This window comes from Rothia amarae (assembly GCF_042677725.1).
In the GTDB taxonomy this organism is placed as follows: Bacteria; Actinomycetota; Actinomycetes; order Actinomycetales; family Micrococcaceae; genus Rothia; species Rothia amarae.
On sequence record NZ_JBHUCN010000008.1, the window covers coordinates 54,705 to 79,790 of the forward strand.

The following is a 25,086-nucleotide window of genomic DNA, read 5'->3' on the forward strand; positions in this document are numbered from 1 at the left end:
ATGGCCGCGCTCCCCAGCACGGCCATTTGCTGATTCACCTACAGAAACGGTGAATCACTCACACACATTTCGCTTCTCAGCTCGGTTCTCTCAAACCGTTACTTATATATAACCCCATTTACCTTGTAAGAGGATTGGTAGACCTTGGGAAAAGCCTGTGATTTCATGTTTTTCTAAAATAGGGCTTTAGGCGGCGTCTAACACTTCACGCAAAACGTCCGATCGGTTGGTCACGATGCCATCCACTCCAATTTTGAGTAGGTCACGCATTACCTGAGGATTATCGATAGTCCATACCTGCACGGTCAACCCGAAACGGTGAGCGGTTTGTACCAGTTGGGGAGTAACCACCGTAAAGTTTTTGCCCAAAAACTTATAAGTCAGTGGAATCTGCATTGACTCAAAATCTTCGAAGAACGGACTTGCCAGCCGTTTCATCACAGGCCACAACGCGGGCACGGTATGCGCCGCTACGTAAAATCCATACATAGCGAGCTCAGATGCACTGGTCTTAATAACGCTATCTGGTGCAAGTGCTCGCATTTTTTTGACGGTCGCAGCTCTGCGCTTCTCTGAGAAAGAAGCAATGCGAACACGATTTATTGCCCCGGTTTTTGCCACTACCTCAGGCAGAGCTTGCGCTGAGGCGTCGTCCTTCACATCGATGTTAAAGAAAAGCTCGGGGAGCTCAACCAGCGTTTGTTCTAACGTGGGAATTTTGTGGCCACCTGGCAAATCAAAAGCTTGAATTTCAGTCCACGTTTTGTCGCAGACCTTCCCAGAAATTCCCACCATCCGGTTGAGAGTGCTGTCATGAAAAACGATGACGACACCGTCGGAGGTAGTATGAACGTCAATTTCCATCCACCGCACGCCCAGCGCCGCTGCTTTCTGAAAAGCGGCGATAGTATTTTCGGGTACGTCCAGCGCAAAACCGCGATGCGCAAAAGGCTCAAAAGATGCGGTAAAGGGGACAGGTTTGCCGAAAGTATTCATACTCCTAGCTTACTACCGGGCAGTAACTTAGATTCGACTATAGAAGATTTTTATTGCATAAATACCCAAAACTGACCCTTCATTAGGCAATATTACGGTTAAGGAATGCATACTTATCCACGCTGCATCAGTTAAATAACTTTGGGCTGACTAGCTACAACGCGCTCAATCATCTGCGCCACGCCGTCCTCATCAAATCGAGGGCAGGTTCTACCCACCGCTTCAATAAGCCGCGGTGATCCCGATGCCATGGCGTAGCCCTCCCCCGCCCACTGCAACATCTCTAAGTCATTAGGCATGTCACCAAAAGCAATGACTTCACTAGCTTTAATGCCGCGTTCACTGGCAAACTTTGCCAGCGTCTGCCCTTTGTGCATGCCCTTGCGTGCCATCTCCATCAACGGAACACCGTTGATTCCGATGGTGAGAGCAAGGTAATCCTCCACCAAAGGCAAAGTACGCAAATAGAGAGTCTCGGGGTCAGCGCCGTCCACCTGCATCAGATATTTCACGACGCCGTCCGCGCGCTCCAGTACTTCATCGAATGAACCCTCAACTATTTGGGCTCCCTCTAGCACCGGACCGTACTCGTATTTCCCCTGGATAAATACGGTGTCCATTGTTTCCAGGGTAAAAGACGCCTCAGGAAATTCTGCCGCCAGCGTGGGATGCACAGCGGCGACGTCTTTCATATCTGTCAGCTCAGTGGAAACCACCTCATCGGTACCTAGGTGGTAGAGCACCGCGCCGTTAGAGCAAATTGCAAAGGCGTCATGTTCCATCTGATCACGCAACGGATCCAGCCAGCGGTGCGGGCGACCGGTCACGAACACAATGTCGATACCGGCACCCGCCGCTTCCTCTAAAGCGGCAAGCGTGCGGGGGCGAAACCTAAAATCTTTTCCCAGCAGCGTACCGTCTAAGTCGCTGGCGATCAGCTTGATCATGAATTATTTTTCTTCGTGAATCACGGTAAGGAATGCTCGCGCAATACCGTGAGTAAAGAGATTGAAATTGACGACGGCGGGGGTGGTGTTCTCGTCGACATCCAACTTTGCGGTATCTACGGCGGTGACACAGAAGGTGTAGCGATGCGCGCCGTGACCGGCAGGAGGAGCAAAGCCGGTGAATTCCAAGGAGCCGCCGTCATTCTTCTGGGCAACAACACCTGCAGGGAGCTGATTGCCGTGACCGCGCTCTAAGGAAGTGGTGGAAACGGGAAGATTAGCCACGCTGTAGTGCCAGAACCCTGAAGGGGTAGGGGCGTCCGGGTCAAAGCAAGTCACCACAAATGACTTGGTTTCTTCAGGAAAACCGCTCCAGGAAAGCTGCGGCATGGTATCGGCACCCTTTTCGATTCCCATCTTCGCTGAAAGCATCCAGTCTTCGGCCAATCCGCCGTCTTCTACATCGCTGGAACGAAGCTCGAAGGTAGGCAATTCGGGCAAATCTTGGTAAGGCTGGCGGTCAAGCATTTTTCTCCTTAGGTAAGTTTCATTACTGGGTTAAGTCTAGCGAAACTAACCCTGGCTTAGTACTTCTTCAAGCTCTTCGCGCGAGGGCGGGTTAGCACCAGCACGCGATACTGTAATACCTGCGGCGGTTGTGGCGTAGGTCAGCATTTTCTTCAGCTCATCAACAGAGAGAGCAGCCAGCTTTTCAGCGGCAGCGGCCCCTTCAATGTCTCGGTCTAGCAGATAAGCAATAAGTGCTGCCATGAGAGAATCACCGGCGCCTACCGTATCTGCAACTTCAACCCGAAAGGCGGGAATCTCAACACCAGAAGGAGCCATGGAGGAATTGATGGCGTACACTCCCATCTCACCGCGCGTCACCACTACCAACGAGGCGCCTTTTTCAAGCCATGCCTGTGCGGTCTCTTCGATAGAGCGATTCGGGTACAGCCACAGCAAATCCTCATCGGATGCTTTGATGAGGTCGGTGTGCGGCACCACCGATTCCGCCCACGCACGAGCCTGCGAAGAATCCGGGATGATAGTGGGTCGGCAATTTGGGTCATACGAAATAAGCGCGGTCTCTGCGGCATCTTTCACCGTTTGAACTACCGAAGATGCACCGGGCTCCAACATGGCTCCGATAGACCCCACGTGGACGGCGGTGGAGTGGCGCGTAGCATAAGCAAGCTCATCCTGGGCAGATTCCAGCGACCAGTCAATATCGAACTCATACTCAGCCGCGCCAGACTCACCAATATTTGCCTGTGCAACAGAGGTTTTCTTGTCATCCGCAGAAATCGGAATTTTCACGCCTGAATCTTTCAGGTGAGCCACGATCATCTGCCCGTGTTCATCGCGACCAAACCGACCGATGAACTCCGCGTCATGGCCCAGTCGAGAGACCCCAACTGCCACATTCATCGGGGAACCACCCGGGTGCGCCTGCAACGGCTGGTGGGGCTTATTTACAACGTCTACAAGGGCTTCGCCAATAACTGTCAGCATGCTCACATTCTACCCGTGCGCAGGTGCGGTTATGTCTGAAAACCGTCTGTGTTATCTCTCAACTTCACACACTCCCCCACACAAGACCAAACAGACAAAACACCGGCAACAGATTCATACCCCACAGCACCTGAAACATACAGAACACGCCGCCCAAACCAGTTATGCTTGATGTGCAATTCGATTCAAAAACGTCTCGAACGTGTGCAGACACATCGTGCGTTTTGAACGAATAAGATCCTCCTGCACGCTAACCGATCGATACAAAGGCGTTCGATCGAGGAAGAAGGTTTTTCAGTGGCCACTGCGCTAGAAAACGCACACGAAAAATGGCTCGACCGCGAGGCTGATGCCGAAGCGATGATTCCGCTCATCGGCAAACTCAACCGTGAAAACGGCGTGGTGGTAAGCATCCACGGCCGCTCACTGGTCAATCGCTCTGTCATTCAGATTCTCAAGCTACACCGTTTTGCCCGTCAGATTGATGACGAAGAGCTAGACCCCAAGAACTCCCTCGCCATTCTCAACGAGCTCCTTGCACTCAACCTTGGCCCCTGCTCCATCGGCATTGCCCAGCTCTGGCACAAGTTCGTTGAATCCGGTTCAGATGACCTTGCAGGTTGGCTTCGCAACGAACTCTCTGAGGTCGTCGACAAGAAGGGCGAAGTCGAGCTAGCTCAACAGGACGTCGTTCTCTACGGTTTTGGTCGCATCGGGCGCCTTCTCGCTCGCATCCTGCTGGAACGCTCCTCCGGTTCAGGCCTGAACCTTCGTGCTGTTGTGGTGCGCAAGAACGGCGAGAATGACCTTCACAAGCGTGCTTCCCTCCTGCGCCGCGACTCCGTACACGGCGCCTTCCGCGGAACCATCCGCGTGGATGAAGAGAACAACGTCATCGTAGCGAACGGTGCACCCATTCAGTTCATCTATTCCTCTGACCCTGCCTCCGTTGACTACACCGAATACGGCATCAATAATGCCATAGTTGTAGATAACACCGGTCGCTGGCGTGACCGCGAAGGTCTTTCCCAGCATCTGCAGTGCCCTGGTGTCTCCCGCGTTCTGCTCACCGCTCCCGGTAAGGGCGATTTGAAGAACATCGTGTGCGGAGTCAACGACAACATCATTACTGATTCAGACCAGATTCTGTCTGCCGCTTCCTGCACCACCAACGCCATCACCCCCGTTTTGAAGGTCATGGGAGATGAATTCGGCGTGGTTCACGGTCACGTAGAAACCGTTCACTCCTTCACTAATGATCAGAACCTCATTGATAACTTCCACAAGGGCGACCGCCGTGGACGTTCGGCAGCGCTAAACATGGTCATTACCGAAACTGGTGCGGCTAAGGCAGTAGCGAAGGCTCTGCCCGAGATGGAGGGCAAGCTCACCGGTAACGCGATTCGCGTTCCCACCCCCGATGTCTCCATGGCGATTTTGAACCTGCAGTTGGAGAAAGCTCCTGAATCTAAGGACGCTCTCAACGAATTGCTCCGCGAGACCTCCTTGCGTTCCCCGCTGCGGCGGCAGATTGACTACACCGATTCCCATGAGGTTGTTTCCACAGATTTCGTTGGTTCACGCACCGCGGGCATTGTTGACGGTTTGGCAACCATCGTCACCGGCAAAACCGCGATTCTCTACGTCTGGTACGACAACGAATTCGGTTACTCCTGCCAGGTTATCCGGGTGGTAGAGAAGATGGCTGGCGCTACCGTGCCGACTTTCCCCAAAGTTGGCTAGGGATTAGCGGGCGCCAACCGCTAATGGGTCACTAAATCAGTGAAAGTGCACTTATTTGAGTGCACTTTCACTGATTTAGTGACCCACTTCTTTACCGGTTCTTGGGAGAGAGGCATTTTCAACCTTCATACTGACAACCTCCTCGTTCAGACCCTCTTGCTGGTTCACTAGCAGCTCATGCTAGCCCCGAGACTGTTTACTTCGTAGCATGTTGGAGAGCGAATTTCTTTATATTTAGACCGGGAAAGACAAAAATGAATGATTATAAATTCATACCGCCAAATATCACTCGAAAAATTGTCTCAAAAGTAATGATGTACATTTTTGATGAAAAATACGATTCTATTTTGGTATTTACCCAACCGCAATTTCCTGAAGCGGGCCTCCAAATACCGGCAGGAACTATTGAAGCTGAAGAATCTGTTGAGCATGCTGCAGCTAGAGAACTTCAGGAAGAAACTGGATTAGGCAATTCAGTTGGGCTAAGTTATTTTGCAGTCACATATTTTGATATGCAAGAGTTCAAAGACGAAGTACACATTAGACACTGGTTCACTGGAGTGTATAAAAGTGAAACACCAAATAGTTCATGGATTTATCTCGAGAACCAAGGCGAAGATTTACCAGACCTCGAATATTCATATTCATGGATACCCATTGAAGAAGCTCATCATCTAATAGCAGGTCATGGCCACCTTGCAGATTTAGCTCATTCTATTCTTTTGCAATCAGAGCTAGAAAACTAAGATTTCAAGCCCAGACGTGAGAGTTCGAAAATGCCATATTTTATGGGCATAAAGCATCTGGGTCACTAAATCTACGAAAGTGCACTTATTTAAGTGCACTTTCACTGATTTAGTGACCCTCTTCTTTCCGGAACCCAAACAGCACAAAAAAGCCCGGCACCGCCTGCAACGGAACCGGGCTTTTCTAGCGCCTCACCAGATTTACATCATGTTGATGCCCAAAGGTTCTAGTCGAACAACAACCGACTTGTAAACGGGGGTGTTGGATTCTTCAGCAGAGGAATCCAACGGAACCAGCACGTTCGCCTCGGGGAAGTACGTGGTCACGCAGTCACGGGCATGATCGTAAGCCACCACGCGGAAGTTAGGCGCACGACGTTCGCCGTCCTCCCAAACAGAAACGATATCTACCAGGTCGCCGTCCTTCAGACCACGCTTTTCGAGATCCTCAGGGTTCACGAAAACCACACGACGTCCGTGGCGAACACCGCGGTAACGATCGTCCAGACCGTAGATGGTCGAGTTGTACTGGTCATGTGAACGCACCGTGGACATCAAGAAGTAGTTCTCAGGTAGGTCAATAACGTTGGTCTCGTTGACCGAGAAATGAGCCTTACCGTCGGAGGTGTTGAACACGCGCTGACGAGGACCGTTAGGCAGGTAGAACCCGCCGGGGCGTTCGATTCTCTCGTTGTAGCGGTCAAAACCAATGATGGTTCCCTCGATTGCGTTACGGATGTTGCCGTAATCGTCGATCATGGGCTGCCAAAAATCGTCCCCGAAGGTCTCGCGACCGATGGAGCAAATGATGTCGACCTCTGATTTGAGGTTGAGATCATTATTCGCGGTGCGCTTACCAATCGAAGCGGAAACCACACCAGCAGAGTTTTCTACGGTAATTTTCTGCGGGCCGGTTGCCTGGATGTCCTCATCGGTACGAGCACGCACAGGCAAAATCAGCGATTTCTCACCAGGCCAAGCATGAGCGCCGTTGGGCTTAGTGGAAAGATGAACGGTCATTTCCTGCTGACTCATGCCACGCTCAACCGCCGAGGTATCAGAGGCAACACGCACCAGGTTACCGCCCAGAGACATGAAGAATTTATTCTTGCCGTCGCGAATCTGCTTCAGTGAATCCACTGAATCCAGACCATTTTCGCGCGGAGGATTAAAACCGAAGTAATCCTGCAGCGCATCTAAGAATCGGGGAGGCATTTTCTCCCAGATACCAACGGTACGGTTACCCTGCACGTTGGAGTGACCGCGGAAAGGCGCGGTACCGGCACCGGGCTTACCAATGTTGCCGGTCATCAACAGGAAGTTCATAACTTCACGCAAAGTGGAAACAGCGTTCTTGTGCTGAGTAACGCCAAGGGTCCACGAAACAATGACAGACTCAGCCTTTTCAACCATGTCCGCGATACGGCTCACCTCGGTTGCCGAGATACCCGAGCCGCGTTCGAGGACGGCGTCGTCCAACGACATCAGGTGCTCAACAGTCGCATCAAAACCGGAGGTGAACTTCTCGATGAATACCTTATCGATGGCATCGCGGCGCAGAAGTTCGCGGTTGAGCTGCTGGAAGAAAGCACGGTCGCCGTCAAGACGAACCTGCAAGTACTCGTCAGCAAGCTTCTCCGAAACACCGAGCATGCCCTTGACCGACTGAGGTTCTTTGAACTCCATCAAACCGGTTTCGGGCATGGGGTTGATAACAACCATCTTGCCGCCGTTTTCTTTGAGCTTCTTGAAAGAAGTCAACGAACGGGGGTGGTTGGTGCCGGGGTTCTGACCGATTGAAATCAGCAAGTCTGTGGTTTCAAGGTCATTAATGGTGATGGAGCCCTTACCCAAACCAACAGTCGAGGAGAGCGCTACACCGGTTGATTCATGGCAGAGGTTGCCACAGTCAGGCAGGTTGTTGGTGCCCAGACGACGAGCGAGAAGCTGGAAAGCATACGCAGCTTCATTGGACGCACGGCCCGAGGTGTAGAAAACAGCCTGGTTAGGATCGTCCAGAGACTTCAACTGATCCTTGATGAGCGCGAACGCTTTTTCCCAGGAGACGGGGCGGTAATGTTCGTCGCCAGTGGAGCGATCGTAGAGCATGGGTTCGGTAATACGGCCCTGCTTGCCCAGCCAGAAGTCAGTCTGGTCACGCAGTTCCTGGACGGTGTACTTTGCCCAGAAATCGGCGTCGGCACGGTCTGGAGTGGTTTCTTCTGAAACAGCTTTTGCGCCGTTTTCACAGAATTCGACCACGTTCATGTCATTCTGGTTTGGCTCAGGCCAAGCGCAAGAAGGGCAGTCGATACCGCCGTGCTGGTTCATTTTCAGAAGCGGGAGAAGTCCGCGGTTTTTACCTGCCATTTCCATGGCGTGGTAGACGCCGCCGAGTCCGGCTGCGGAAGTTACGCGGCGTCCAATTTTCGGGTAGTCGTAGGCGTTAGCAACTTCGCTGACGCTACTTACCGTAGGAAGTGTTGAGGTTTCGTGAGGCGCATTCATACTTTCAAATCTAGCAGGTTGCTGAGGGGAAATTAAGGTTCTAGCAACTTTTAGAGACTGCGAAAGGTTGATCAGGAAAATGAAGTCACAGGGGGAGACGTCGGAACGCTGCCTGGGGTTTCTGTACATTTTCGCGTACATCAGTACAAGCTCAAGCATGTATTTTCACTGGAAGAATGTACTTTTCTTTTGTTCTCTTGACGATTTCAAAGCACAAGGCAATTTTTCTTGCTTAAATGGAAAGTATTCTTTACATTTAAAGAAAACACTCTATGAAGAAACTTTCTCAAACATGGATGAAAAACCCCCTAACTCAGTCCGTAGGTGGCGGCGATGGAACGATATTTCACAAAGTGAATTAGCAGAAAAAGTTGCAGTCTCTCGGCAGACCATTGCAAATATCGAAAAAGGGAATTACTCGCCCTCTGTACACCTTGCATTAGAAATTTGCCAGGTACTGGGGAAATCAGTGGAACAAATTTTCGGGAAAGAACAGGAAACTCAGTGAGCGTACTCATCAAACGTTTTGGAGATTTTCATACTGAACTTGTCAAAGAATATGTAGATGACGAGTACCAAGAGAAAATCGAAAATCAGTCAAATACAGTTTTCGTCAGTACCTTGCCCTACACGCTCTACTCAATGGGAGCAGTCCTGGCTTGGACCATTCCTGGCGTCCGTTCGCTACTCTCGCTACTCGTATTCTTCCCGCTGTTAATTGGCATCGCTTTTGGCCAAGGGTGGAGTAAACATTATGCTCCTCGCCCCAAACCCATTATTCTGCCTGGGACCTTAGCGATCGTCGTCGTTCTGGAGCTGATTCAAGGAGTGGGAATTTTGTACAACGTCGTACTCCGCCAAACCTCAAATTTTGAACTCTTCCCGCTCTTGATAGGAGGAGCAATTACCGGAGGACTCCTTGGTGCGTTTATCGGTGGGACGGGCGCCGTGAAAAAGATGAACCGAGTTCGGGCGTCTGACACCGCGCGTCTGGAAGCAGAATTAGAGGACTAACTAGCCGAGTGACCGGCGTAGCTCGTTTTGACCACGTATACCTGGTCAAAACAGGCTCAGACGGTCACTCGCCGGTCAAACCTATATATCCAGTTCTCCGGAATACAGGTTGAACCGGTTTTCGCGGGTGAAAGCCACCAGCGTCAGTCCGGCTTCCTTTGCCAGCTCAACAGCGAGAGACGACGGCGCCGACACCGCAATCAGCGCCGAGAAACCCGCCATAATTGCCTTCTGCACCAACTCGAAAGAAGCGCGCGAACTCATCACCAGAATGCGCCCGGGAGTATCAAGGGTATCTTCAAGCATTAGATGCCCAATCACCTTATCGGCAGCGTTGTGGCGACCAATATCTTCACGGGCCACAATCATCGTGCCGTCAGATTCGAAAGCACCGGCAGCATGAATACCCCCGGTACGGCGGAACTGTTTCTGCTCCCCGCGCAACACTTCCGGCAGAGAAAGGATCAAATCAGGGGAAAGTTTGACCGGCTGAACGGGGCGGTAGGCTTTGTCCATAATTGACCCAATGGATGCTGACCCGCACACTCCGCATGCAGAGTTAGTGGTAGTCAACCGCAGGTTTTCAAGACCGGGGGCACGCACATAACTGGCAGTTTGAACGTCCAACACATTGTAGGTGTTCTGGCCATCGGGACCGGTAGCACCAGCACAATAACGGGCATTCGAAACATCCTGTGCCTGGCGAATCAGACCCTCCGAGTGCAAGAAACCATGCGCCAGTTCCAAATCATTACCGGGGGTGCGCATGGTGGTAGTGATGGTGGCACCTGAGAGCCGAATTTCCAGCGGTTCCTCTGCGGTAATCGCGTCCGCACGACGGTCTACCGAGTACGAGCCGTCTTCATTTCGGCGCACTTTGGTGGCGGGAACCGATATGTTAACTCTGCCCATGCGAGAACTCTTTCATTGCTTCTTCTACTTTTTCGATACGGTCACGCACGCCCTGAGCGTCGGTGGCACCCGCGGTTCCTGTTGCCAACCCCACCAAGAAAGCCGACAGAGGCGCTGCGGGGCGAACGGCGTCGTGGGCTACGTGCTTGGTCATGCCCAATAGGTAGGGCATGGTTTCTTTCACGATAGCGGGGTCGAGGTCCAGTTTCTCTGCAACGCTCACCAAAAATTCTTGCGCCTGTTTGAGGTCATCAGGTTCATGTTTGCTCATGCTGGTCTCCTCCTTTGTTCTGCGGTAGGTGTTTTATCAGCATTTTTTACCCGGGTTGTATAACGCGCGGGACAGATTTATTATTTCTTGTCCGGCAAAGACGCCGAGATTAGTAGTCTTTCAGCCCAAGACCTGCGATGCCGTCTGGCTGATTGTAGAAACTAGCGGCATAGGTTTCGCTGACTTCTTCAAGGGTCGCAGGATCCCACTGGGGGTCACGGTCTTTGTCAATGACTTGGGCGCGAATTCCCTCTTTCATATCGTGTGATCTCATAGCGTTAACTGCCATGTTGTAGTCACGGTTGAGAGTCTCTGCGAGGGTCGCAGTCTTTGCCCGGCGGATACCGAAGAGGGCTGTTTTAATTCCCGTGGGGCTGTTGTGGCGCATTGCTTCGATGAGTTCTGCCGCCAGCGGGTTGCCCTGTTCTGCGTGCTCTGCCACGGCGTCGCGAATTTGTTCGGCGCTGTTCCCGGCGAACGCCGTGTTAATCCAAAAGGCGTTCAAAGCCATCACCGATTCAGGGGTGTTGCCCACTAACTTGGAGATCACCAATTCGATTGATTGAGCGTCGGTGGCGCTTTCGAGATAGGAGATAAGTTCGCCAAGTTTTTCGGTGTGCACATAGTAGTCGGCGAGTCCGCAGACTATCGCATCTGCCGCGCCTACGTGCCGACCTGTCAGCGCCATTGCTGTGCCGAGCTGGCGGGGCGCCTGTGAAAGTAGCTTGAGCCCACCAATATCTGGAGCGAAACCAATTCCGGTTTCCGGCATGCCCAGCCTAGTTTTTTCAGTGACCACGCGGTGGGAAGCATGCGCGGAAATCCCCACTCCGCCGCCGAGAACGATGCCGTCCATGATAGCCACGATAGGCTTAGGGTACTTAGAAATTCGGTTATTCAAGGTGTATTCGGCGCGAAAGTATTCTTCGCCCTCGCCTAAATCGCCCGAGTCAATCAGGTGGTAAAGCGAGACGACGTCGCCCCCTGCACACAGCCCTTTCTCACCAGCGCCTTGAATGAGCACTGCTTTGACGCGGCTATCGCTCTCGCACTGGGTGAGCGCCCGGTCGATTCCTCGGAGCATGTCATAGCTGAGTGCGTTGAGTGCGCGCGGACGGTTGACGGTGATAACGCCCAGAGTTCCGCGGTTTTCAAAGAGAATCTGGGATTCTTGCCCTACGTGTTCGGTCATGACCTGCTCCTTCGCCTAGAGATACTGCATATCTCCACACTTTACCGCCGTCGAAGCGAAGAGAAGGTGCATCAGTGTTTTCTGTTGCGGTAGATAGCTCCCTGGTGGGGTGGGAGCACCACCTTTGAGGGCACAGCTTTGCCGTGAGCGGCTTCTAATCCGGCTGGAACAGGAATGTTGCCGGAGGGGTGGTCTGAAATATTTACTGCCGCCCACCCTTTAGAGAATCGACGGACGAGCGCACCATTTTTCTCCTGGTACTTCCCCTCAGGTTTGCCCAAGTCCCAGGCGAGTTCCTGCACCCACGGTGTGCTGTTGTGGGCATCGTGTGCGGTGCCTGCGAGCGCCGTCCACTCCCCCGCGCCCCACACCCAGAACGCAGCTAATGCGGCTCGAAAATTGGGGTGGCGGTTGGTACCGTCGGTGGACGCGCGCAGGAGGGTGAGCCGCGGCTGTTTCAGGCGGGTTCCATCCGCTTGCACAAGCTTGACCGGGGCATGAGTTTTCATCATCTGATGCGCCTGTGCCATGGTGGAGGCGACGTCGAGAAATTCCTCAGCACCCCAGCCCATAAAGACTTCTTCAAAGCCCCCACCGAAGGCGCTGTGGCGCTCCCATTTACCGGGGTCGCAGCGTGCTTCCGCGATATTGGGTACCAGGATCTTGCCCTGCCGGTTGAGTGCTTTGCCGGCGTCCCGAATCAGCCGATCCAGCCCGCGGTGGAAGGTACGGAGCTGCCGCGCTCCGCGAATGGGAAGGTTCAGCCCGTAGTAGTCGCCAAAGAAGTCGTTATCTGCCATGACGCCGTCAAAGGGCGAATCCGCGAGCTCAGCGCTCACGTTTGCTACCCACTGCTTGCGGTAGGCGGGGTTCCACACGTTCATTTGGAAGTGCCCCGGGTAGCCATCCCATTCGATAAGCTGGCCATCCTTGCGCCGCGCAAACCAGTTCTGACCAGCACGTTCTTGTTCCTGCGTCTCGGCGAATGAGACACCCGATGTAAACGGTGCCTGCCCCTCATACTCGCGGGTTGATGAGAGGCACTTGTAGCACAGCACCGTTATGTTCGGGTTGAGCTCTTTCAGACGACGCGCGGCGTCCACCTCGCGCGGTTGCAGAATCGCCACCGAGTAGTGTTCGGCAGCGAACTTCACCTGCGTATCTGTGATTTCTTCTCCTCCGTAGCGAACCCACAACCCATTGCTCCTACGCTGGTTTGGCAAAATACTCCCTACTGAGATGAAAGGTCGAACAGAACGGGGCTGGTGCGCTCTTTATCAATCCGCCGAGGTTTCTTATGCTCTCGCTGACCTTGGGGAACGAAAGTGTCTGATAGTTGCTTGTTCTCACCGGCTAGCGTAGGCAGGAGAGGCGCAGAAGGAACACTCTTCACCGATTCAATGGTCATTCCCTGCTGCTCAGGTTTAAGTTCCAGACCACCGAGTTCGCGGTAAATAAAGTTATAGCGATCCATCACATCGTGAAGTTGGAAGAACTTAATAACGCGCTCACGAGCGTTGATGCAGAGCTGCTCATAGAATGCAGGGCTATCCATCACCTGCTTGAGAGCAAGCGCAAACCCCTCAGGGTCCCCCGCCTGGGTCAAGATTCCGCAGCGTTCCACCATATCGCCGTCGTCGGTAATGAGAGTGTCATCGAGGAGCTGGGACATGCCGCCGACGTCCGAGCCGATAACGGGGATGGACGCGCTCATCGCCTCCAGCGCCACAATCGGCTGACCTTCGTTGTAAGAGGGCATGACGAGGACGTCGAATTCGCCCAATTTTTCGCGCACATTCACCGTGCCGTGGAAGGTGAAGTAATCTTCTAGGCCCTTCGCCGCGATGGCTTCGCGGCACTGGTCGTAGTACCAGGGCACATGCTGGGTAGGTCCTAAGCAGTCGATGTGCAGCGAATACCCTTCTTCTTTGAGTAGATCTACCGTGTCGATGAGGTCTAGCAACCCCTTAATCGGTACCACGCGAGCAATGAAGACAAACTTCCAGTGGTGATTTTTACCTTGTAGTTCAATTTTTTCGCGGGCGGTTCGACGCATGGCGTAGGCTTCGTTCACATCCGAAATCAGCATTCCATTAGGCAAAATAACAGAGCGTTCTTCGATGCCATCTAGACCCTTCGCTTCTTCAATCGCTTTGGGGTAGAGGTAAGTGATTTTTTCGGCGCTGGGGTAGCAGAAGCGTCCTATCTGAATCCACCAAATCATCCACGCACGCTGTTCTTCGGTGACATCAAAAACATCCGGATCGCCCACCTGCACGGGGTAAGACATATTGCGATCGAGCAGAGTATTGATGGTGTCGCGGATGTAAAGATTATGTTCAGTTAGCAAGAACGAACCACCGTTATCGCGGGCCGCAGCAGCACTAATGAGCGAAGCGTAACCGGTGGTGTGTGCATGGTAGACGCGCGCATAGGGCATGCGCTCGTGCAAGAGGGCATACGCTAGCGAGAAGAAAGTGCGCAGCAACCAAAACGCATCAGAGAAGCTCATAGTCCCCACCGACATGCGACTGAAAAACACCTGCATGAACTCTTTAGTTCCAAGAAGAGCCCAACCGGGGAACTGCCGGCTCTTCTCCGAGAACATACGGTCATAGACCTCCCAGAGTGGGTTCGTATCGGCGTCATTGACCAGCGCCAGCAACGCATCAATAATCGTATGCGACTCCGCCGTACGCTGTCGCGCGTTGAGCTTAAGGTCCTTCGTCGAGTAGGCGAACCCATCCTTATGCTCCTCCAAGCTGATAAAGATAGTCTTCACCCAGCGCACGTTCTCAGGCACACCGTAGAGGTCTTCAGAGGGAGAATTTTTGTTCCAGGCAATGTGGATAATTCCAAAAGAAATATCTGGATTGGTCGTCACGATATCGTGCACCACCGCCGATACCCCGCCCTTCAAAAACGGGTAGGTGGATTCCATGACGATAGCGACGTCGACGTCCTCATACTGAGGATCCGAATAGTGTTCGTTAATTTCAGGGGTGCGAAGTTCTTTGTAAACGGTGGTTGCAGTCAAAGGACTACCTCTTTCAGCGAGTGTTTGTGTTGTTGATAAACGCCCATCCCCAGGCGTTCAGGGGGTTTTACCAGGCCATAGCGTGGCGCCAGAAAAGGTCATATGCAGGTGCTTTCCAGATGCGGCGAAAGGCAACATAAGAAACCATCATCAGAACAACTTCCCCCACCATGATGATGAAGTAACCGCCAGTATGCGGCACTAGACCAAAGGCGATAATGCACAGCAACAGGTGGGCTAAACCAATCATCTGCGGTATCGTATGCGAGCCGAGGTAGTCCACCTGATAGCTGTAAATAGTGACGGCAAGGAACAACCAGGACGAGACGATGACGGCAAGCGCCAGCGCAAAAGATTCGTGAACAAAGATGAACATCAAGAGCGCAACGATTGCCGAACTGACAGCGGCGACCATCAGCGTACGGCGGGTGGAATCAACCACGCGAGTTTCAACCTTGGCAGAATAACTCTGCACCTGGCGGTAGCCCTTGGACTGGATGGTCTCACGCAGACGAGCCACCGCCCGATCAACCTTAGTTGCCTCTGCCGCAAAGAAATAGTTGTAGGCGATAACTGCCGGAACCAGACCCATGTAAACGGCGACGACATCCATGTGCCCGTCCTGAACAATGAACAGCACATACTTATCTGCCCAGAGGACGGTTCCTAGCAAGAAACCGCGCAACATTTCTTTAGCGATATCTGAATAGTTCAGACTCTTGAAAGCGGTGAGATAGCGCAGATGCCGGCGGAGAACGAAAAGCATCACCAACATGCCCATCAGCGGAGGCAGGAACCACACGGTAGGGAACAAAAGCAATGCCAGCGCGTAAGCCAGCCAAGCAAAAGCCCAGGTATTGCGGTTAGTGGTCGGAAGGTTAGCAATAACCAAAAGCTGCCCGAATGCCATATTCAAAAATCCCAAGAGCAGGAAGGCAGATAGGGCGGCGAAATCCCAGTTCAGGGCAAAGTAGAAAGGTGCGGCAAAGACCAGCAACACCGGTAAAACCGCTACGCAGGTACTGAGCCAATACTCGGCAAACCGGCGCATGCAGGCGTCCATTTCGCGGTCTGCGAGCAAATCTCCCATAGACCGGTAGATGGGCAAGCAGATGCTCTGCGACATCCACGGCACCGTAATGGAAACAGCAAGAATGATTTCGGTGAGCTGCGTGCGCCCTACCGTTACCTCAGAAATCCGCGGGGTGACCAGCGGGAATATAGTGGTTAGAAGAATTACCGGGGAGAGATACAGAAGAAACTGATAAAGGAATTTTGTTCGTTTGAACCGAAATTTTGACCTTTTGGTGTTGCTAATTAGCGCGGTTGACAAAGCTGCGACCTTTTCAAGGGGAGTGCGAGATGTAGATAGATAGTTATTTAAAGGTAACCCTGCGCCCTTGAACAGTGAGTGAACTTCGGGTAGTATTCACACAACTTCCACTATAGTGGGGACAGAAATTACTCTTTTCGGGAGTACTTCCGCTTATCAACCCACAGTTTATGACGCAGAGTGAGTCATCTTTTGTAATATGACGCTCCCCTTGGGAAGTAATTTTTGGTGGGGCACCAAACGAATTGAGGTACTCCTTTGAACGAGTACCTCATACCAAATACCAGAAAGGCGTGCCAGATACCGTCTCCACGCGGTACCTCATTTACTTCTCTGGTATCTCAAACAAGCGGTGTCCGGTTTTCTCCCAAACGACGACGTCGAGCGCGTTCTATACATTCCTGCAGCCCCGAAGCGAACAACTCCGGATGCGTAAACACTTCATTCCACCGCACCCGATATACCAAAAGCCCTAAATTCTGTAGCTCTGTTTCTCGAATCCGCTCTTCCATCACTACCGAGTCCGGGGAGCCAAAGTTTTGATATTTCACAGCCCCATCGAACTCCACCACGATGTCATATTGTGGCAAATAGAAATCCACCCGATAGCGCCTGGTGGCGGTTTCAAACCAACGTTGCTCTTCAAACTCAATCCCCATTCTTTGGAGAAGCAACCTAACCAAGCTCTCCCCCGGAGACTCCGAAAGCGCACTCATCTCTCGCCCCACAGCATGAACGATGGAAGAATTGCGCCCCCGATACGCCAGAAAACACTCCTGAAGGGTCTCATACGAAATCATCTGGCCATGCAGGGCGGCATCCGCAAGAACTACCGCGTCAGTCTTCGGAAGGGTCGATGCACAGTCCAGAAGCGTGTTCTCAATATCAGTAACCCTCCTCCCCAGCACCAGGGAATGTGCGGAGCTGCGTTCCCGAGGAAAATGTTTCTGGACGCCGAGAACTTTTCCTCGCGACTTACCCCGCCCATAAACGTGTACCTGAGAAACCGGTCTGATAAGCGGTAACCGGTAAAGACTCACTGCCGATTGATGCGAAAAAAGCGCATCAGGATTGCGCAAGGAATACGCCAGAATGCAGAGATCTGCCCGCTCCCAGGGAGTTAATTCACGTGCAATTTTCCCTTCGACATAGATGCCCCGCCTCAACTCGAATAACGACCCCTCTGCCAGACGCCGTCGAATGGTATACGCCGACACCCCGGCGTCGAGCAGGCGAGAGCGGGTATAAATTACCTGTAAAAGTTCCTGGAGAGTGCGCATGGGAATCATTGTGCAGGGAAATGAATACGCATGGACGGGAATCCAGAAATCTGGGGATAAGTTTGGCGTTTTTCACCCATCTTTGCGTTTTCCACAAGCTCCGGTACCTAAATTTTCTCTTACTGCCCGAAATACTCTTTCAAACGAGTACCTCATACCAAATACCAGAAAGGCGTGCCAGATACCGTCTCCACGCGGTACCTCATTTACTTCTCTGGTATCTCAGCCTCCGCACCTACTTAAAAAGAAAAAGCCCCAGCTAAAGCTGAGGCTTAAAAAGAAATCCACTTGCATGTTAGAAGCCCATGCAAGTGGATTTGTGGCTCCGACCGGCGTCGATCCGGTGACCTCACGATTTTCAGTCGTGCGCTCTACCAACTGAGCTACAGAGCCAGGCATACCCTTAGATATGCCACAACCGCGCTTCTTCTAAAAGAAACACGGTCGGAGCGACCCCGACGGGACTTGAACCCGCGACCTCCGGCGTGACAGGCCGGCGCGCTAACCAACTGCGCTACGGGGCCATCGTTGAAATCAACCAAAGTTTCAATCAACTAGGCCGTAAATCCGAAGATTTACAGTACCCCCAACGGGATTTGAACCCGTGTTACCGCCGTGAAAGGGCGGCGTCCTAGGCCGCTAGACGATAGGGGCTAGGTAGAGTGACCGGCTTGATTTCTCTCGCCCGTCCTTCGAACCTCAATAAGCTTACGACAGTTTTTTTTAACGCGCAAACCGAAAGTTCACCCACCCGCCATTTTCAGCTCAAAATCTTGTAACGTGGAACACGAAACAAGTCATTTATCCGCCAATAAATCGACTAAAAACCGCGGAATATCAAGGAGAAAACCCGCTCGCAAAAAACTTCAAAAAAATTTCAACTTTTTCTTCAGAGACGGCAAGAGAGCTACGCCGGGACCGCAATCCATCAAAAATAGACAACAACCCGGCGCAACTCCCCTGCCCAACTATTCAATTATTTTTCCGAAACCGGTTGAACTCGAAACATAGGCTAGCGCTGTCCAATTCGGTTAGCTCTTACGGCTATGCAAGCTCCGCCGATTCCAACAGATTTTTACTTCCTCGCGCGCTCGGAAAATCTGCTTCCATCTCGCGCGCTCGCTCCCGCTAACCTCATCCCCAACTAATCTCAGCGGTGGGAGCCTCATCCGCACGCTCATCGTCCAACTCAGGCACAATCATCACCGGCACCTCCGCATTATGCAAAACACCCTGCGACGTCGAGCCCAGCAGCATACCCGCCACACCACCACGGCCGCGAGTACCCACTACCAACAAACTCGAATCCTTACCAGCTTCCAACAACACCTGAACAGGCGAGCCGTCAATCAACTTAAACTCAATCTCCAGCTCCGGATAATAACCGCGAACCCAGTGCGCAGCCTTACGCTGCAAATCAGCAATCTCCTTATACATTGCTTCAAAATCAACCGCAGCAGGCACCCAATTCAACGCACCCGTATAAGGAGCCAATGCATTCACCAAAGTCAGCTTTACGCCACGACGATCAGCCTCCTCCGCGGCCTTCAAAATCGCAACGCGTGCCTGATCCGAACCATCAGAACCCACCACAATCGTCTTACTGTGGTTCAACAGCGTACGATCCTTATCAATCTTGTCCCCGTAAGACATAGGAACCGCCACTGTAGGACAGTGAGAGTGAGCGGGCAACGACGTAGAAACCGTACCCAGCAAGCGTCCCAAGAACCCGCCATGCGAACGCGAACCAACAACCATCAATTCAGCACGCTTAGAAAGCTCCAAAAGGACGCCGGTAGCATCCCCCGTTTCCACCGTGGCACGCAGCTCAACATCAGTCTCACCGACACGAGAAATAGCTTCGTCAAGAATCTGCGCCACGCCGTCGCGCAACGCTTCTTCATCCACTACCGAATACCCCGCGTCAAAACCTGTACCCGTGAAAACCGGAAGCGAATAAGCGGTCACTAGACGAACAGGAACATCACGGCGTTTAGCCTCGTGAACCGCCCAGATGAGCGCCCCATACGACTGCTCGGAACCATCAATGCCCACAATAATTTCGCCTGAAATTTTAGTGAGATCTACCCCGGTATCGCGAGCGGCAACAGCCTGGGTACCGAATGATTTGTGCTGTGATGAGTTCTCGGTCATGGAATTCTCCTCGCCTAGTTTCGGTTATTCCAGCTCTGATCTTTTGCTCAAAATTCAAGAGCCGGTCCTTCCTCCATTCTAGAATGGCTCACCTCACAGTGGTACCTTGTTTCGCCACTATGACCTGGGATTTCTTTGAGAGATGAATAGATAAACGACGTCACCCCCTCCTCTTTGAGAGAAGGGGGCGACTTTGAGAGAAGGGGGCGACGTCGTTATAGTGCGGTGTTTACTACAATTTTTTGAGGGTCATTTAGAAAGCTGTGAAATTGCCAGCGCTCTCCCCGTTAGCTCCAAAATTAGCCTGAATAGTGCCGGCTGAAGTCTGCAAAACGGAAGAACCATCGGCAGCAGTGACTACCTCACCTGTCGGGAACCCTAGGGTTTCAGCCCCGCCATTGTTGAGGAAATACTGACCAGCTGCGGTATCCGCATCTACAAAGTGAGCGCCCGTCTGAGGTGACCAGAAGTAAACCACTCGCCCCTGGTCAGCGTAGGAGAAGCTCTGTTGGACGCCGTCCGCTACAGGAATTTCGTTAGTGGTGGGTTGAAGCTGATTCACAGGAGCCACTCCTCGGGCAGGCTGTGAATCTTCATTGACCCACGCCTGATAGATAGCGCCCTGTACCTGATGTGCACCCATCAGCTCATTCCAAAACACAGCGCCGCTTTGGAAAAGCTGATGGCATTCGAGGTAACCAGAAGTTGCTAGGCCATCGCCTGAGACCCCGCACAGCTGAGTGGTGAGCGGATCACCAAAGGTAGGGGGCACATCGCCAGCAGGTTGTAAGGAACCGGCGGGAGAATCAACCGGCGCCTCCGGGGCTGCCTGAGCAGGAGCTACTAGACCGAATCCCAGTAAAGTAGCCACACCAGCAACAGCACCGGCACGTTGTGCAAAACGGGTTGAAGTGAACATTTTTCCTCCTCGCCTGAGCGGCTGTGAACTTGTCTATATTTCAACCACATCATGTTTTGAGAAATAACTCCACCTTTTTAGACGAGAACCCATTATTGTTGTACAACCGTAATGAAGAACCTCAAAACCTTTATAAAATCGTGACTTTAACTCCCTCAAAGTTATAGAAACTACACCGGACTCAGAGTTTTCTTTTCAGGAAATATTCGGGTAGTTTCTAGCACACAGTGAGAAAATAGACTCACCATCAACGCACTATAGGGAGTAGCAATGACGCATCTGAAGAAATCAGAAGATACTGCAGAAGCATCGCAGCACGCATGGAAAACCTGGGGTAACCGGCATATTTCCACGCCCTGCCGCGTCTTTAAACCTCGCACGCTTTCTGACCTTCAAAAATTCGTTGCTTACTGCGCCTCGACCGATCAGCGTTTCAAGGTGGTGGGTGCCTCCAAGAGTTCCTCTGCCATCGCTCAACCCACTGAAACGATGATGAGCCTGGAATATCTGACAGGAGTAGTGGATGTCGATACAGATCAATCCACAGCCACATTCCTTGCTGGCACCACGGTACGCGACGCCAACCGAATCCTGCTGAGCTACAACCTTGCCTTTGAAAACCTGGGACGCCTTGACCAGCAGACTCTTGCAGGAGCGGTCTCCACCGGAACCCACGGTACGGGGCTAGGATTTGGCGGGTTCTCCACACAAGTGACCAGTCTGAAGCTGATTACCGCAACCGGTGATTTACTCGAATGCTCTGAAACCTCCCACCCCGGAATTTTCCGTGCCTCCCTGGTGGGGCTTGGCGCACTGGGCGTGCTGGTATCGCTGACCTTCCGCGTAGTCCCACTCTTTCGGCTTCATGCTTCTGAACGCGGGCGACACTACTCCGATATCGTCCCTGTGTTTGAAGACCGCTCGCGCGGGGCAGACCACTATGAATTTTCCTGGTTCCCGGGATCAAAAGAGGTGCGTACGCGCCGTCTGACCCGCCTGCCTCTACTAACAGAGGGATACATGGCTCCCCATGCCCGTCTTTCTCAGGCGCGACGCCACGGGGGTGACTACGTACTCAATAACGGCGTTTTCGAAATCATGAACAGGGTGGGGGCAACTCTTCCCCCTAGTCAGGGCATGCTGAACAAGGTGTCGAACTGGGGTAAGGGCAACCGCCGCTACGCCGATTTGGCGCCTTCCGTTTTTGTGCAGAACCGCACTGTGCACCAGAACAACATGGAATATGCCTTCGATATTGCAGAATTTCAGGCAGTGATGAAGGACGTGCGCGCCCACCTAAGCGAAGAAAAAATCCAGACGGGATTCCCGCTCGTGGTGCGAACATCTGCAGCAGATGATATTCCACTATCCCCCGCTTTTGGGCGAGAGACAGTCTACATTTCGGCGCGTGAGTATTGGCGTCGGCCCTTTGAAGAATATTTTGAGGGGCTGGAAAAAATTTTCATGCATCATGGGGGACGCCCTCATTGGGGGCAGATTCATACGCAGGACGCCGCGCAGTTGCGCAAGCTCTACCCGGAATTTGAGACATTTACGGCGCTACGCCAGGAGATGGACCCGCAGGGAATCTTCTTGAACCCCTACTTGGAGAAAGTGCTGATTGGCTAACGAAATAGGGCCTGGAATGTTGCCCCGACGTCCGAGTTAAAACGACGACACTCCCACCTGCCCACTTCATCACCCGGGAGCGGAAGTTAGCTGCGGCGACTTGCGAGTTTTAACGCTTTTAGCCCGCCCTGTGTTTTCGAAAACCATAGCGTTCTCAAAAACAATCGGGCGGGCTAAAAGCATTAATGTTTGAGCTGGAACGGTAGTTGACTTTCGCTCCTCTCTCTTAACGTCCGCGCGAGATACGTACCATTTCGTCGCGGTCTGTCACCTTCACGCGCTTACGCGGCTGACCTGAGGCGTCCAGCGCTGCTTCGCCCAGAGACTTCTCGTGGGCGTCGAGTGCGTGCCAGCCTTCCCAGGTGGTGTATTCGATGCCTTTAGAGTCGAGGAATTCGTTGAATTTCTCGGGTGCCGGTTCGTTGGCGGTGTAGAGATTTTCGCGGTCTTCGAGCAGGTGGGTGACCGTTTCGAGGGCGTCAGACTTAGTGGAACCGATGAGACCAACGGGACCGCGCTTAATCCATCCGGTGGCGTAGAGCCCGGGTACGGCTTCGCCGTCGTTATCGGTCACGCGACCTTCGACATTGGTGATGACGCCGCGGTTGGGGTCGAAACCAACATCGGGCAGTTCAGAGCCGAAGTAGCCGATGGCGCGGTAGACAGCCTGCATGGGGTATTCGATGAATTCGCCGGTGCCGTTGATGCCGCCATTGCCGTCGAGTTCATTGCGTTCCATCTTGAGGCCGGTGACCTTGCCGTCTTCACCGAGAATCTCTGCCGGTGACTGCAAGAAGTGCAGGTGCAGGCGACGGGATGCGGTGCCGGGGTTTTCTTTTTGGTCTTCGAGCCAGCCGCGCAGCACCTTGATCATGACCTTAATTTGGGCGTTGTTCTCCATGGCCTCTTCGGAGGCGGCGTCGAACTGGAAGTCCTCTTCGTAGAGCACGATGTCAACGTCGCGGGAGTGCGCCAACTCGCGCAGCTCAAGCGGGGTGAACTTAATTTGAGCGGGGCCGCGGCGTCCGAAGATGTGAACATCAGTGACCGGCGATGCCTTAAGACCTTCATAGACATGGTCTGGAATCTCGGTAACCAGCAGGTCATCGGCGTGCTTGGAAAGTACACGCGCGACATCGAGTGCTACGTTGCCGTTGCCAAGTACCGCAATTTCTTTAGCGTTAAGGGGCCATTCGCGGGGGTAGTCGGGGTGGGCATCGTACCAGGAGACGAAGTCGGAAGCGCCGTAGGAACCGTCCAGGTCTGCACCGGGGATATCCAGGGGTGCGTCCTTGATAGCACCGGTTGCGAAGATAATGGCGTCGTAGTGTTCGCGTAGCTCTTCAAGGGTTACGTCCACGCCGTATTCAACGTTGCCGAAGAAGCGAATATCGCCGCGATCCATAATTTTGTGGAGCGCACCAATGATGCCCTTAATACGCGGGTGGTCAGGGGCAACGCCGTAGCGAATCAGACCGAACGGCGCGGGGTAGCGATCAAAAATGTCGATGGAAACTTCGACGTCGCCGTCCTTGACCTCTTTGGATTTGGTGAGGATATCCGCGGCGTAGACACCGGCGGGGCCAGAGCCGATCACGGCAACGCGCAGGGGGCGTGCTTCAGACACAGTTCTTCCTTTCGCTGCCCGTTCACGCCGATTTTCGTATCGGGCGCGCGGGCGGGTTGGTTTTTGCACTGCCCTCAAGTTTACTCAGCAGTGCTGGGGTTTGCAGGTGGAGATGTCATGTGCAACGAAAAAGGGGAGATTTATGTAACGTATTTCGAAATCAGTAGTTTTATTACACCATCTCACACTCAGCGTCATGCTAAGAAGACTTATTAATATTCGGCGTAAGATTTAGAGTATGGTCTTACCTCTTTATAACGATATTGACGAGGTCACGGGCAACACCCCGCTCGTGCGCCTCCGCCGCTGGGAAGCTAAAAACGGCATCAAAAACACCCGTATTTTCGCCAAATTAGAAAGCTTCAATCCCGGCGGAAGCGCGAAGGACCGCACTGCAGCCGCCTTGGTCAAAGATGCCATCGCCACCGGGCGGCTCACCCCGGGAACCGTAGTTATTGAATCCAGCTCAGGCAACCTGGGTATTGCTTTGGCTCGCCAGGCAATTCTGCACGACTTTGAGTTTCATTGCGTGGTGGATCCGCGTACTAACGAAACCACGCTCGCTCTCATCCACGCATACGGCGGGGTACTGCACCCAGTGAACGAACCGGACCCAAAAACTCACGACTGGCTCACCGCGCGACGTCAAAAAGTTCAGGATCTTCTGGACGAATTTCCCGGTTCTATCAACCTAGATCAGTATTCCAATCCGGCGGCTTTCACGGCACATAGTGAAGGCACGATGGCAGAGATTTTTGAGTCATTAGGTCATGCACCGGCGCGCGTATATGTGGCGGTTTCAACTACCGGGACGGTCGGCGGGTGCATTGCCGAAGTCACCCGGCGGGGCGCCCCCACGCAGGTTATCGCGGTCGACGCCGAAGGGTCGGTGCTTTACGGTGGCGCTCGCGGCGAACGTCTCTTGCCAGGTTACGGGGCAGGGGTAGCTACCGACCTCTCCCAGCGACAAACGCCTACCGGAACGCGCCGCATTCCGGCTGACCGTGCGGTAGAGCAAGCCCGCGAGCTGGCACGCACCGAAGCGATTTTGCCCGGTGCCTCCGGCGGTGCAGTGATGGCAGCGGTTCGGGCAGATATTGAGCAGTTTGCCCCCGGCGAGGACGTCGTCGTCATTCTTCACGACGGCGGTACCGCCTACACGGGCACTATCTACAACGATCAGTGGGTAGAGGACAACCTCTCCCCCGCTGATCCTTCCTAGCCCCGCTCACCTTTCCAAACATCCCTCAGCTAGCAGAAAAG

At 53.1% G+C, this 25,086-nt stretch carries 21 protein-coding genes and 3 tRNA genes; 6 read left to right on the plus strand and 18 right to left on the minus strand.

The annotated features are described in order from the left end of the window. Positions 1-186: 186 nt before the first annotated feature. The 4 genes from ACFR81_RS03800 to ACFR81_RS03815 all read right to left on the minus strand — a co-directional run bounded on the left by ACFR81_RS03800 (position 187) and on the right by ACFR81_RS03815 (position 3,458). On the minus strand, positions 187-996 hold the full coding sequence (locus tag ACFR81_RS03800; RefSeq protein ID WP_151146309.1) for a glycerophosphodiester phosphodiesterase family protein: 810 nt from the start codon (positions 994-996) through the stop codon (positions 187-189). Between the two features lie 131 nt (positions 997-1,127). Next, positions 1,128-1,943: a Cof-type HAD-IIB family hydrolase gene (locus ACFR81_RS03805; protein WP_343874431.1), complete on the minus strand. Its 816-nt coding sequence runs from the start codon at positions 1,941-1,943 to the stop codon at positions 1,128-1,130. 3 nt (positions 1,944-1,946) lie between these two features. After that, entirely contained in the window at positions 1,947-2,471 is a 525-nt protein-coding gene (locus ACFR81_RS03810) for a YbhB/YbcL family Raf kinase inhibitor-like protein (protein ID WP_151146304.1), read from the minus strand. A gap of 45 nt (positions 2,472-2,516) precedes the next feature. Next, complete coding sequence (locus ACFR81_RS03815) at positions 2,517-3,458, minus strand: PfkB family carbohydrate kinase (protein WP_145174157.1); 942 nt, start codon at positions 3,456-3,458, stop codon at positions 2,517-2,519. 297 nt (positions 3,459-3,755) lie between these two features. Between ACFR81_RS03815 and ACFR81_RS03820 the strand changes: the two genes are divergently transcribed. Together ACFR81_RS03820 and ACFR81_RS03825 are read left to right on the plus strand one after the other, a co-directional pair. After that, positions 3,756-5,201, plus strand: a complete 1,446-nt coding sequence (locus tag ACFR81_RS03820) for a glyceraldehyde-3-phosphate dehydrogenase (protein ID WP_083147328.1) — start codon at positions 3,756-3,758, stop codon at positions 5,199-5,201. Positions 5,202-5,455: 254 nt separating this feature from the next. Beyond that, positions 5,456-5,947: an NUDIX hydrolase gene (locus tag ACFR81_RS03825; protein WP_343874436.1), complete on the plus strand. Its 492-nt coding sequence runs from the start codon at positions 5,456-5,458 to the stop codon at positions 5,945-5,947. Positions 5,948-6,148: 201 nt separating this feature from the next. Here ACFR81_RS03825 and ACFR81_RS03830 read toward each other — a convergent pair whose 3' ends face one another. Beyond that, the gene (locus tag ACFR81_RS03830; RefSeq protein ID WP_151146423.1) at positions 6,149-8,455 is read right to left on the minus strand and encodes an FdhF/YdeP family oxidoreductase; all 2,307 of its coding nucleotides are present in this window, start codon (positions 8,453-8,455) and stop codon (positions 6,149-6,151) included. Positions 8,456-8,747: 292 nt separating this feature from the next. On the opposite strand from ACFR81_RS03830, the gene ACFR81_RS03835 reads away from it, so the two are divergent. Further along, the gene (locus ACFR81_RS03835) at positions 8,748-8,963 is read left to right on the plus strand and encodes a helix-turn-helix transcriptional regulator (protein WP_151146301.1); all 216 of its coding nucleotides are present in this window, start codon (positions 8,748-8,750) and stop codon (positions 8,961-8,963) included. Further along, the gene (locus ACFR81_RS03840) at positions 8,960-9,469 is read left to right on the plus strand and encodes a hypothetical protein (RefSeq protein ID WP_343874440.1); all 510 of its coding nucleotides are present in this window, start codon (positions 8,960-8,962) and stop codon (positions 9,467-9,469) included. The genes ACFR81_RS03835 and ACFR81_RS03840 overlap by 4 nt, the downstream gene beginning before the upstream one ends. A gap of 81 nt (positions 9,470-9,550) precedes the next feature. Here ACFR81_RS03840 and fdhD read toward each other — a convergent pair whose 3' ends face one another. From fdhD to ACFR81_RS03900, 12 genes are all read right to left on the minus strand, one after another. Beyond that, positions 9,551-10,381, minus strand: coding sequence for a formate dehydrogenase accessory sulfurtransferase FdhD (fdhD, locus tag ACFR81_RS03845; RefSeq protein ID WP_068172442.1), 831 nt, complete (start codon positions 10,379-10,381; stop codon positions 9,551-9,553). Next, positions 10,368-10,652: a DUF6457 domain-containing protein gene (locus tag ACFR81_RS03850; RefSeq protein ID WP_068172445.1), complete on the minus strand. Its 285-nt coding sequence runs from the start codon at positions 10,650-10,652 to the stop codon at positions 10,368-10,370. The genes fdhD and ACFR81_RS03850 overlap by 14 nt, the downstream gene beginning before the upstream one ends. Positions 10,653-10,761: 109 nt before the next feature. Then, on the minus strand, positions 10,762-11,844 hold the full coding sequence (locus ACFR81_RS03855) for an enoyl-CoA hydratase/isomerase family protein (RefSeq protein ID WP_343874443.1): 1,083 nt from the start codon (positions 11,842-11,844) through the stop codon (positions 10,762-10,764). Positions 11,845-11,915: 71 nt separating this feature from the next. Next, the gene (locus ACFR81_RS03860) at positions 11,916-13,067 is read right to left on the minus strand and encodes a putative glycoside hydrolase (protein WP_343874446.1); all 1,152 of its coding nucleotides are present in this window, start codon (positions 13,065-13,067) and stop codon (positions 11,916-11,918) included. A gap of 8 nt (positions 13,068-13,075) precedes the next feature. Beyond that, complete coding sequence (gene pelF / locus ACFR81_RS03865) at positions 13,076-14,881, minus strand: GT4 family glycosyltransferase PelF (RefSeq protein ID WP_343874448.1); 1,806 nt, start codon at positions 14,879-14,881, stop codon at positions 13,076-13,078. Positions 14,882-14,948: 67 nt separating this feature from the next. Continuing rightward, the gene (locus ACFR81_RS03870; RefSeq protein ID WP_343874450.1) at positions 14,949-16,214 is read right to left on the minus strand and encodes a hypothetical protein; all 1,266 of its coding nucleotides are present in this window, start codon (positions 16,212-16,214) and stop codon (positions 14,949-14,951) included. A gap of 341 nt (positions 16,215-16,555) precedes the next feature. Next, positions 16,556-17,494 carry a hypothetical protein gene (locus ACFR81_RS03875; protein ID WP_343874452.1) on the minus strand — a complete coding sequence of 313 codons (939 nt, stop codon included), beginning with the start codon at positions 17,492-17,494 and terminating at the stop codon, positions 16,556-16,558. A 320-nt stretch (positions 17,495-17,814) separates the two neighbouring features. Continuing rightward, positions 17,815-17,887: transfer RNA gene (locus ACFR81_RS03880), tRNA-Phe, on the minus strand. Positions 17,888-17,944: 57 nt separating this feature from the next. Next, a tRNA-Asp gene (locus ACFR81_RS03885) sits at positions 17,945-18,018 on the minus strand. 57 nt (positions 18,019-18,075) lie between these two features. Next, a tRNA-Glu gene (locus ACFR81_RS03890) sits at positions 18,076-18,148 on the minus strand. A gap of 480 nt (positions 18,149-18,628) precedes the next feature. Next, positions 18,629-19,648 (minus strand): universal stress protein, encoded by a 1,020-nt coding sequence (locus tag ACFR81_RS03895; protein ID WP_068172455.1) that lies wholly within the window; start codon positions 19,646-19,648, stop codon positions 18,629-18,631. A gap of 253 nt (positions 19,649-19,901) precedes the next feature. Further along, on the minus strand, positions 19,902-20,567 hold the full coding sequence (locus ACFR81_RS03900) for an LGFP repeat-containing protein (protein WP_151146288.1): 666 nt from the start codon (positions 20,565-20,567) through the stop codon (positions 19,902-19,904). A 270-nt stretch (positions 20,568-20,837) separates the two neighbouring features. Here ACFR81_RS03900 and ACFR81_RS03905 point away from each other — a divergent pair, with 270 nt between their 5' ends. Then, on the plus strand, positions 20,838-22,196 hold the full coding sequence (locus tag ACFR81_RS03905; protein ID WP_343874457.1) for a D-arabinono-1,4-lactone oxidase: 1,359 nt from the start codon (positions 20,838-20,840) through the stop codon (positions 22,194-22,196). A gap of 226 nt (positions 22,197-22,422) precedes the next feature. Here ACFR81_RS03905 and ACFR81_RS03910 read toward each other — a convergent pair whose 3' ends face one another. Further along, entirely contained in the window at positions 22,423-23,823 is a 1,401-nt protein-coding gene (locus ACFR81_RS03910) for an FAD-dependent oxidoreductase (RefSeq protein ID WP_343874459.1), read from the minus strand. A gap of 238 nt (positions 23,824-24,061) precedes the next feature. On the opposite strand from ACFR81_RS03910, the gene ACFR81_RS03915 reads away from it, so the two are divergent. Then, positions 24,062-25,045 (plus strand): pyridoxal-phosphate dependent enzyme, encoded by a 984-nt coding sequence (locus ACFR81_RS03915; RefSeq protein WP_343874462.1) that lies wholly within the window; start codon positions 24,062-24,064, stop codon positions 25,043-25,045. Positions 25,046-25,086: the final 41 nt, after the last annotated feature.

Bases quoted from the DNA above. Each gene is read 5' to 3' on its own strand.
- ACFR81_RS03800 (WP_151146309.1), bottom strand. From the start codon at position 996: ATGAATACTTTCGGCAAACCTGTCCCCTTTACCGCATCTTTTGAGCCT.
- ACFR81_RS03805 (WP_343874431.1), bottom strand. From the start codon at position 1,943: ATGATCAAGCTGATCGCCAGCGACTTAGACGGTACGCTGCTGGGAAAA.
- ACFR81_RS03810 (WP_151146304.1), bottom strand. From the start codon at position 2,471: ATGCTTGACCGCCAGCCTTACCAAGATTTGCCCGAATTGCCTACCTTC.
- ACFR81_RS03815 (WP_145174157.1), bottom strand. From the start codon at position 3,458: ATGCTGACAGTTATTGGCGAAGCCCTTGTAGACGTTGTAAATAAGCCC.
- ACFR81_RS03825 (WP_343874436.1), top strand. From the start codon at position 5,456: ATGAATGATTATAAATTCATACCGCCAAATATCACTCGAAAAATTGTC.
- ACFR81_RS03830 (WP_151146423.1), bottom strand. From the start codon at position 8,455: ATGAATGCGCCTCACGAAACCTCAACACTTCCTACGGTAAGTAGCGTC.
- ACFR81_RS03835 (WP_151146301.1), top strand. From the start codon at position 8,748: ATGGATGAAAAACCCCCTAACTCAGTCCGTAGGTGGCGGCGATGGAAC.
- fdhD (WP_068172442.1), bottom strand. From the start codon at position 10,381: ATGGGCAGAGTTAACATATCGGTTCCCGCCACCAAAGTGCGCCGAAAT.
- ACFR81_RS03850 (WP_068172445.1), bottom strand. From the start codon at position 10,652: ATGAGCAAACATGAACCTGATGACCTCAAACAGGCGCAAGAATTTTTG.
- ACFR81_RS03855 (WP_343874443.1), bottom strand. From the start codon at position 11,844: ATGACCGAACACGTAGGGCAAGAATCCCAGATTCTCTTTGAAAACCGC.
- ACFR81_RS03875 (WP_343874452.1), bottom strand. From the start codon at position 17,494: ATGCGCACTCTCCAGGAACTTTTACAGGTAATTTATACCCGCTCTCGC.
- ACFR81_RS03895 (WP_068172455.1), bottom strand. From the start codon at position 19,648: ATGACCGAGAACTCATCACAGCACAAATCATTCGGTACCCAGGCTGTT.
- ACFR81_RS03900 (WP_151146288.1), bottom strand. From the start codon at position 20,567: ATGTTCACTTCAACCCGTTTTGCACAACGTGCCGGTGCTGTTGCTGGT.
- ACFR81_RS03905 (WP_343874457.1), top strand. From the start codon at position 20,838: ATGACGCATCTGAAGAAATCAGAAGATACTGCAGAAGCATCGCAGCAC.
- ACFR81_RS03915 (WP_343874462.1), top strand. From the start codon at position 24,062: ATGGTCTTACCTCTTTATAACGATATTGACGAGGTCACGGGCAACACC.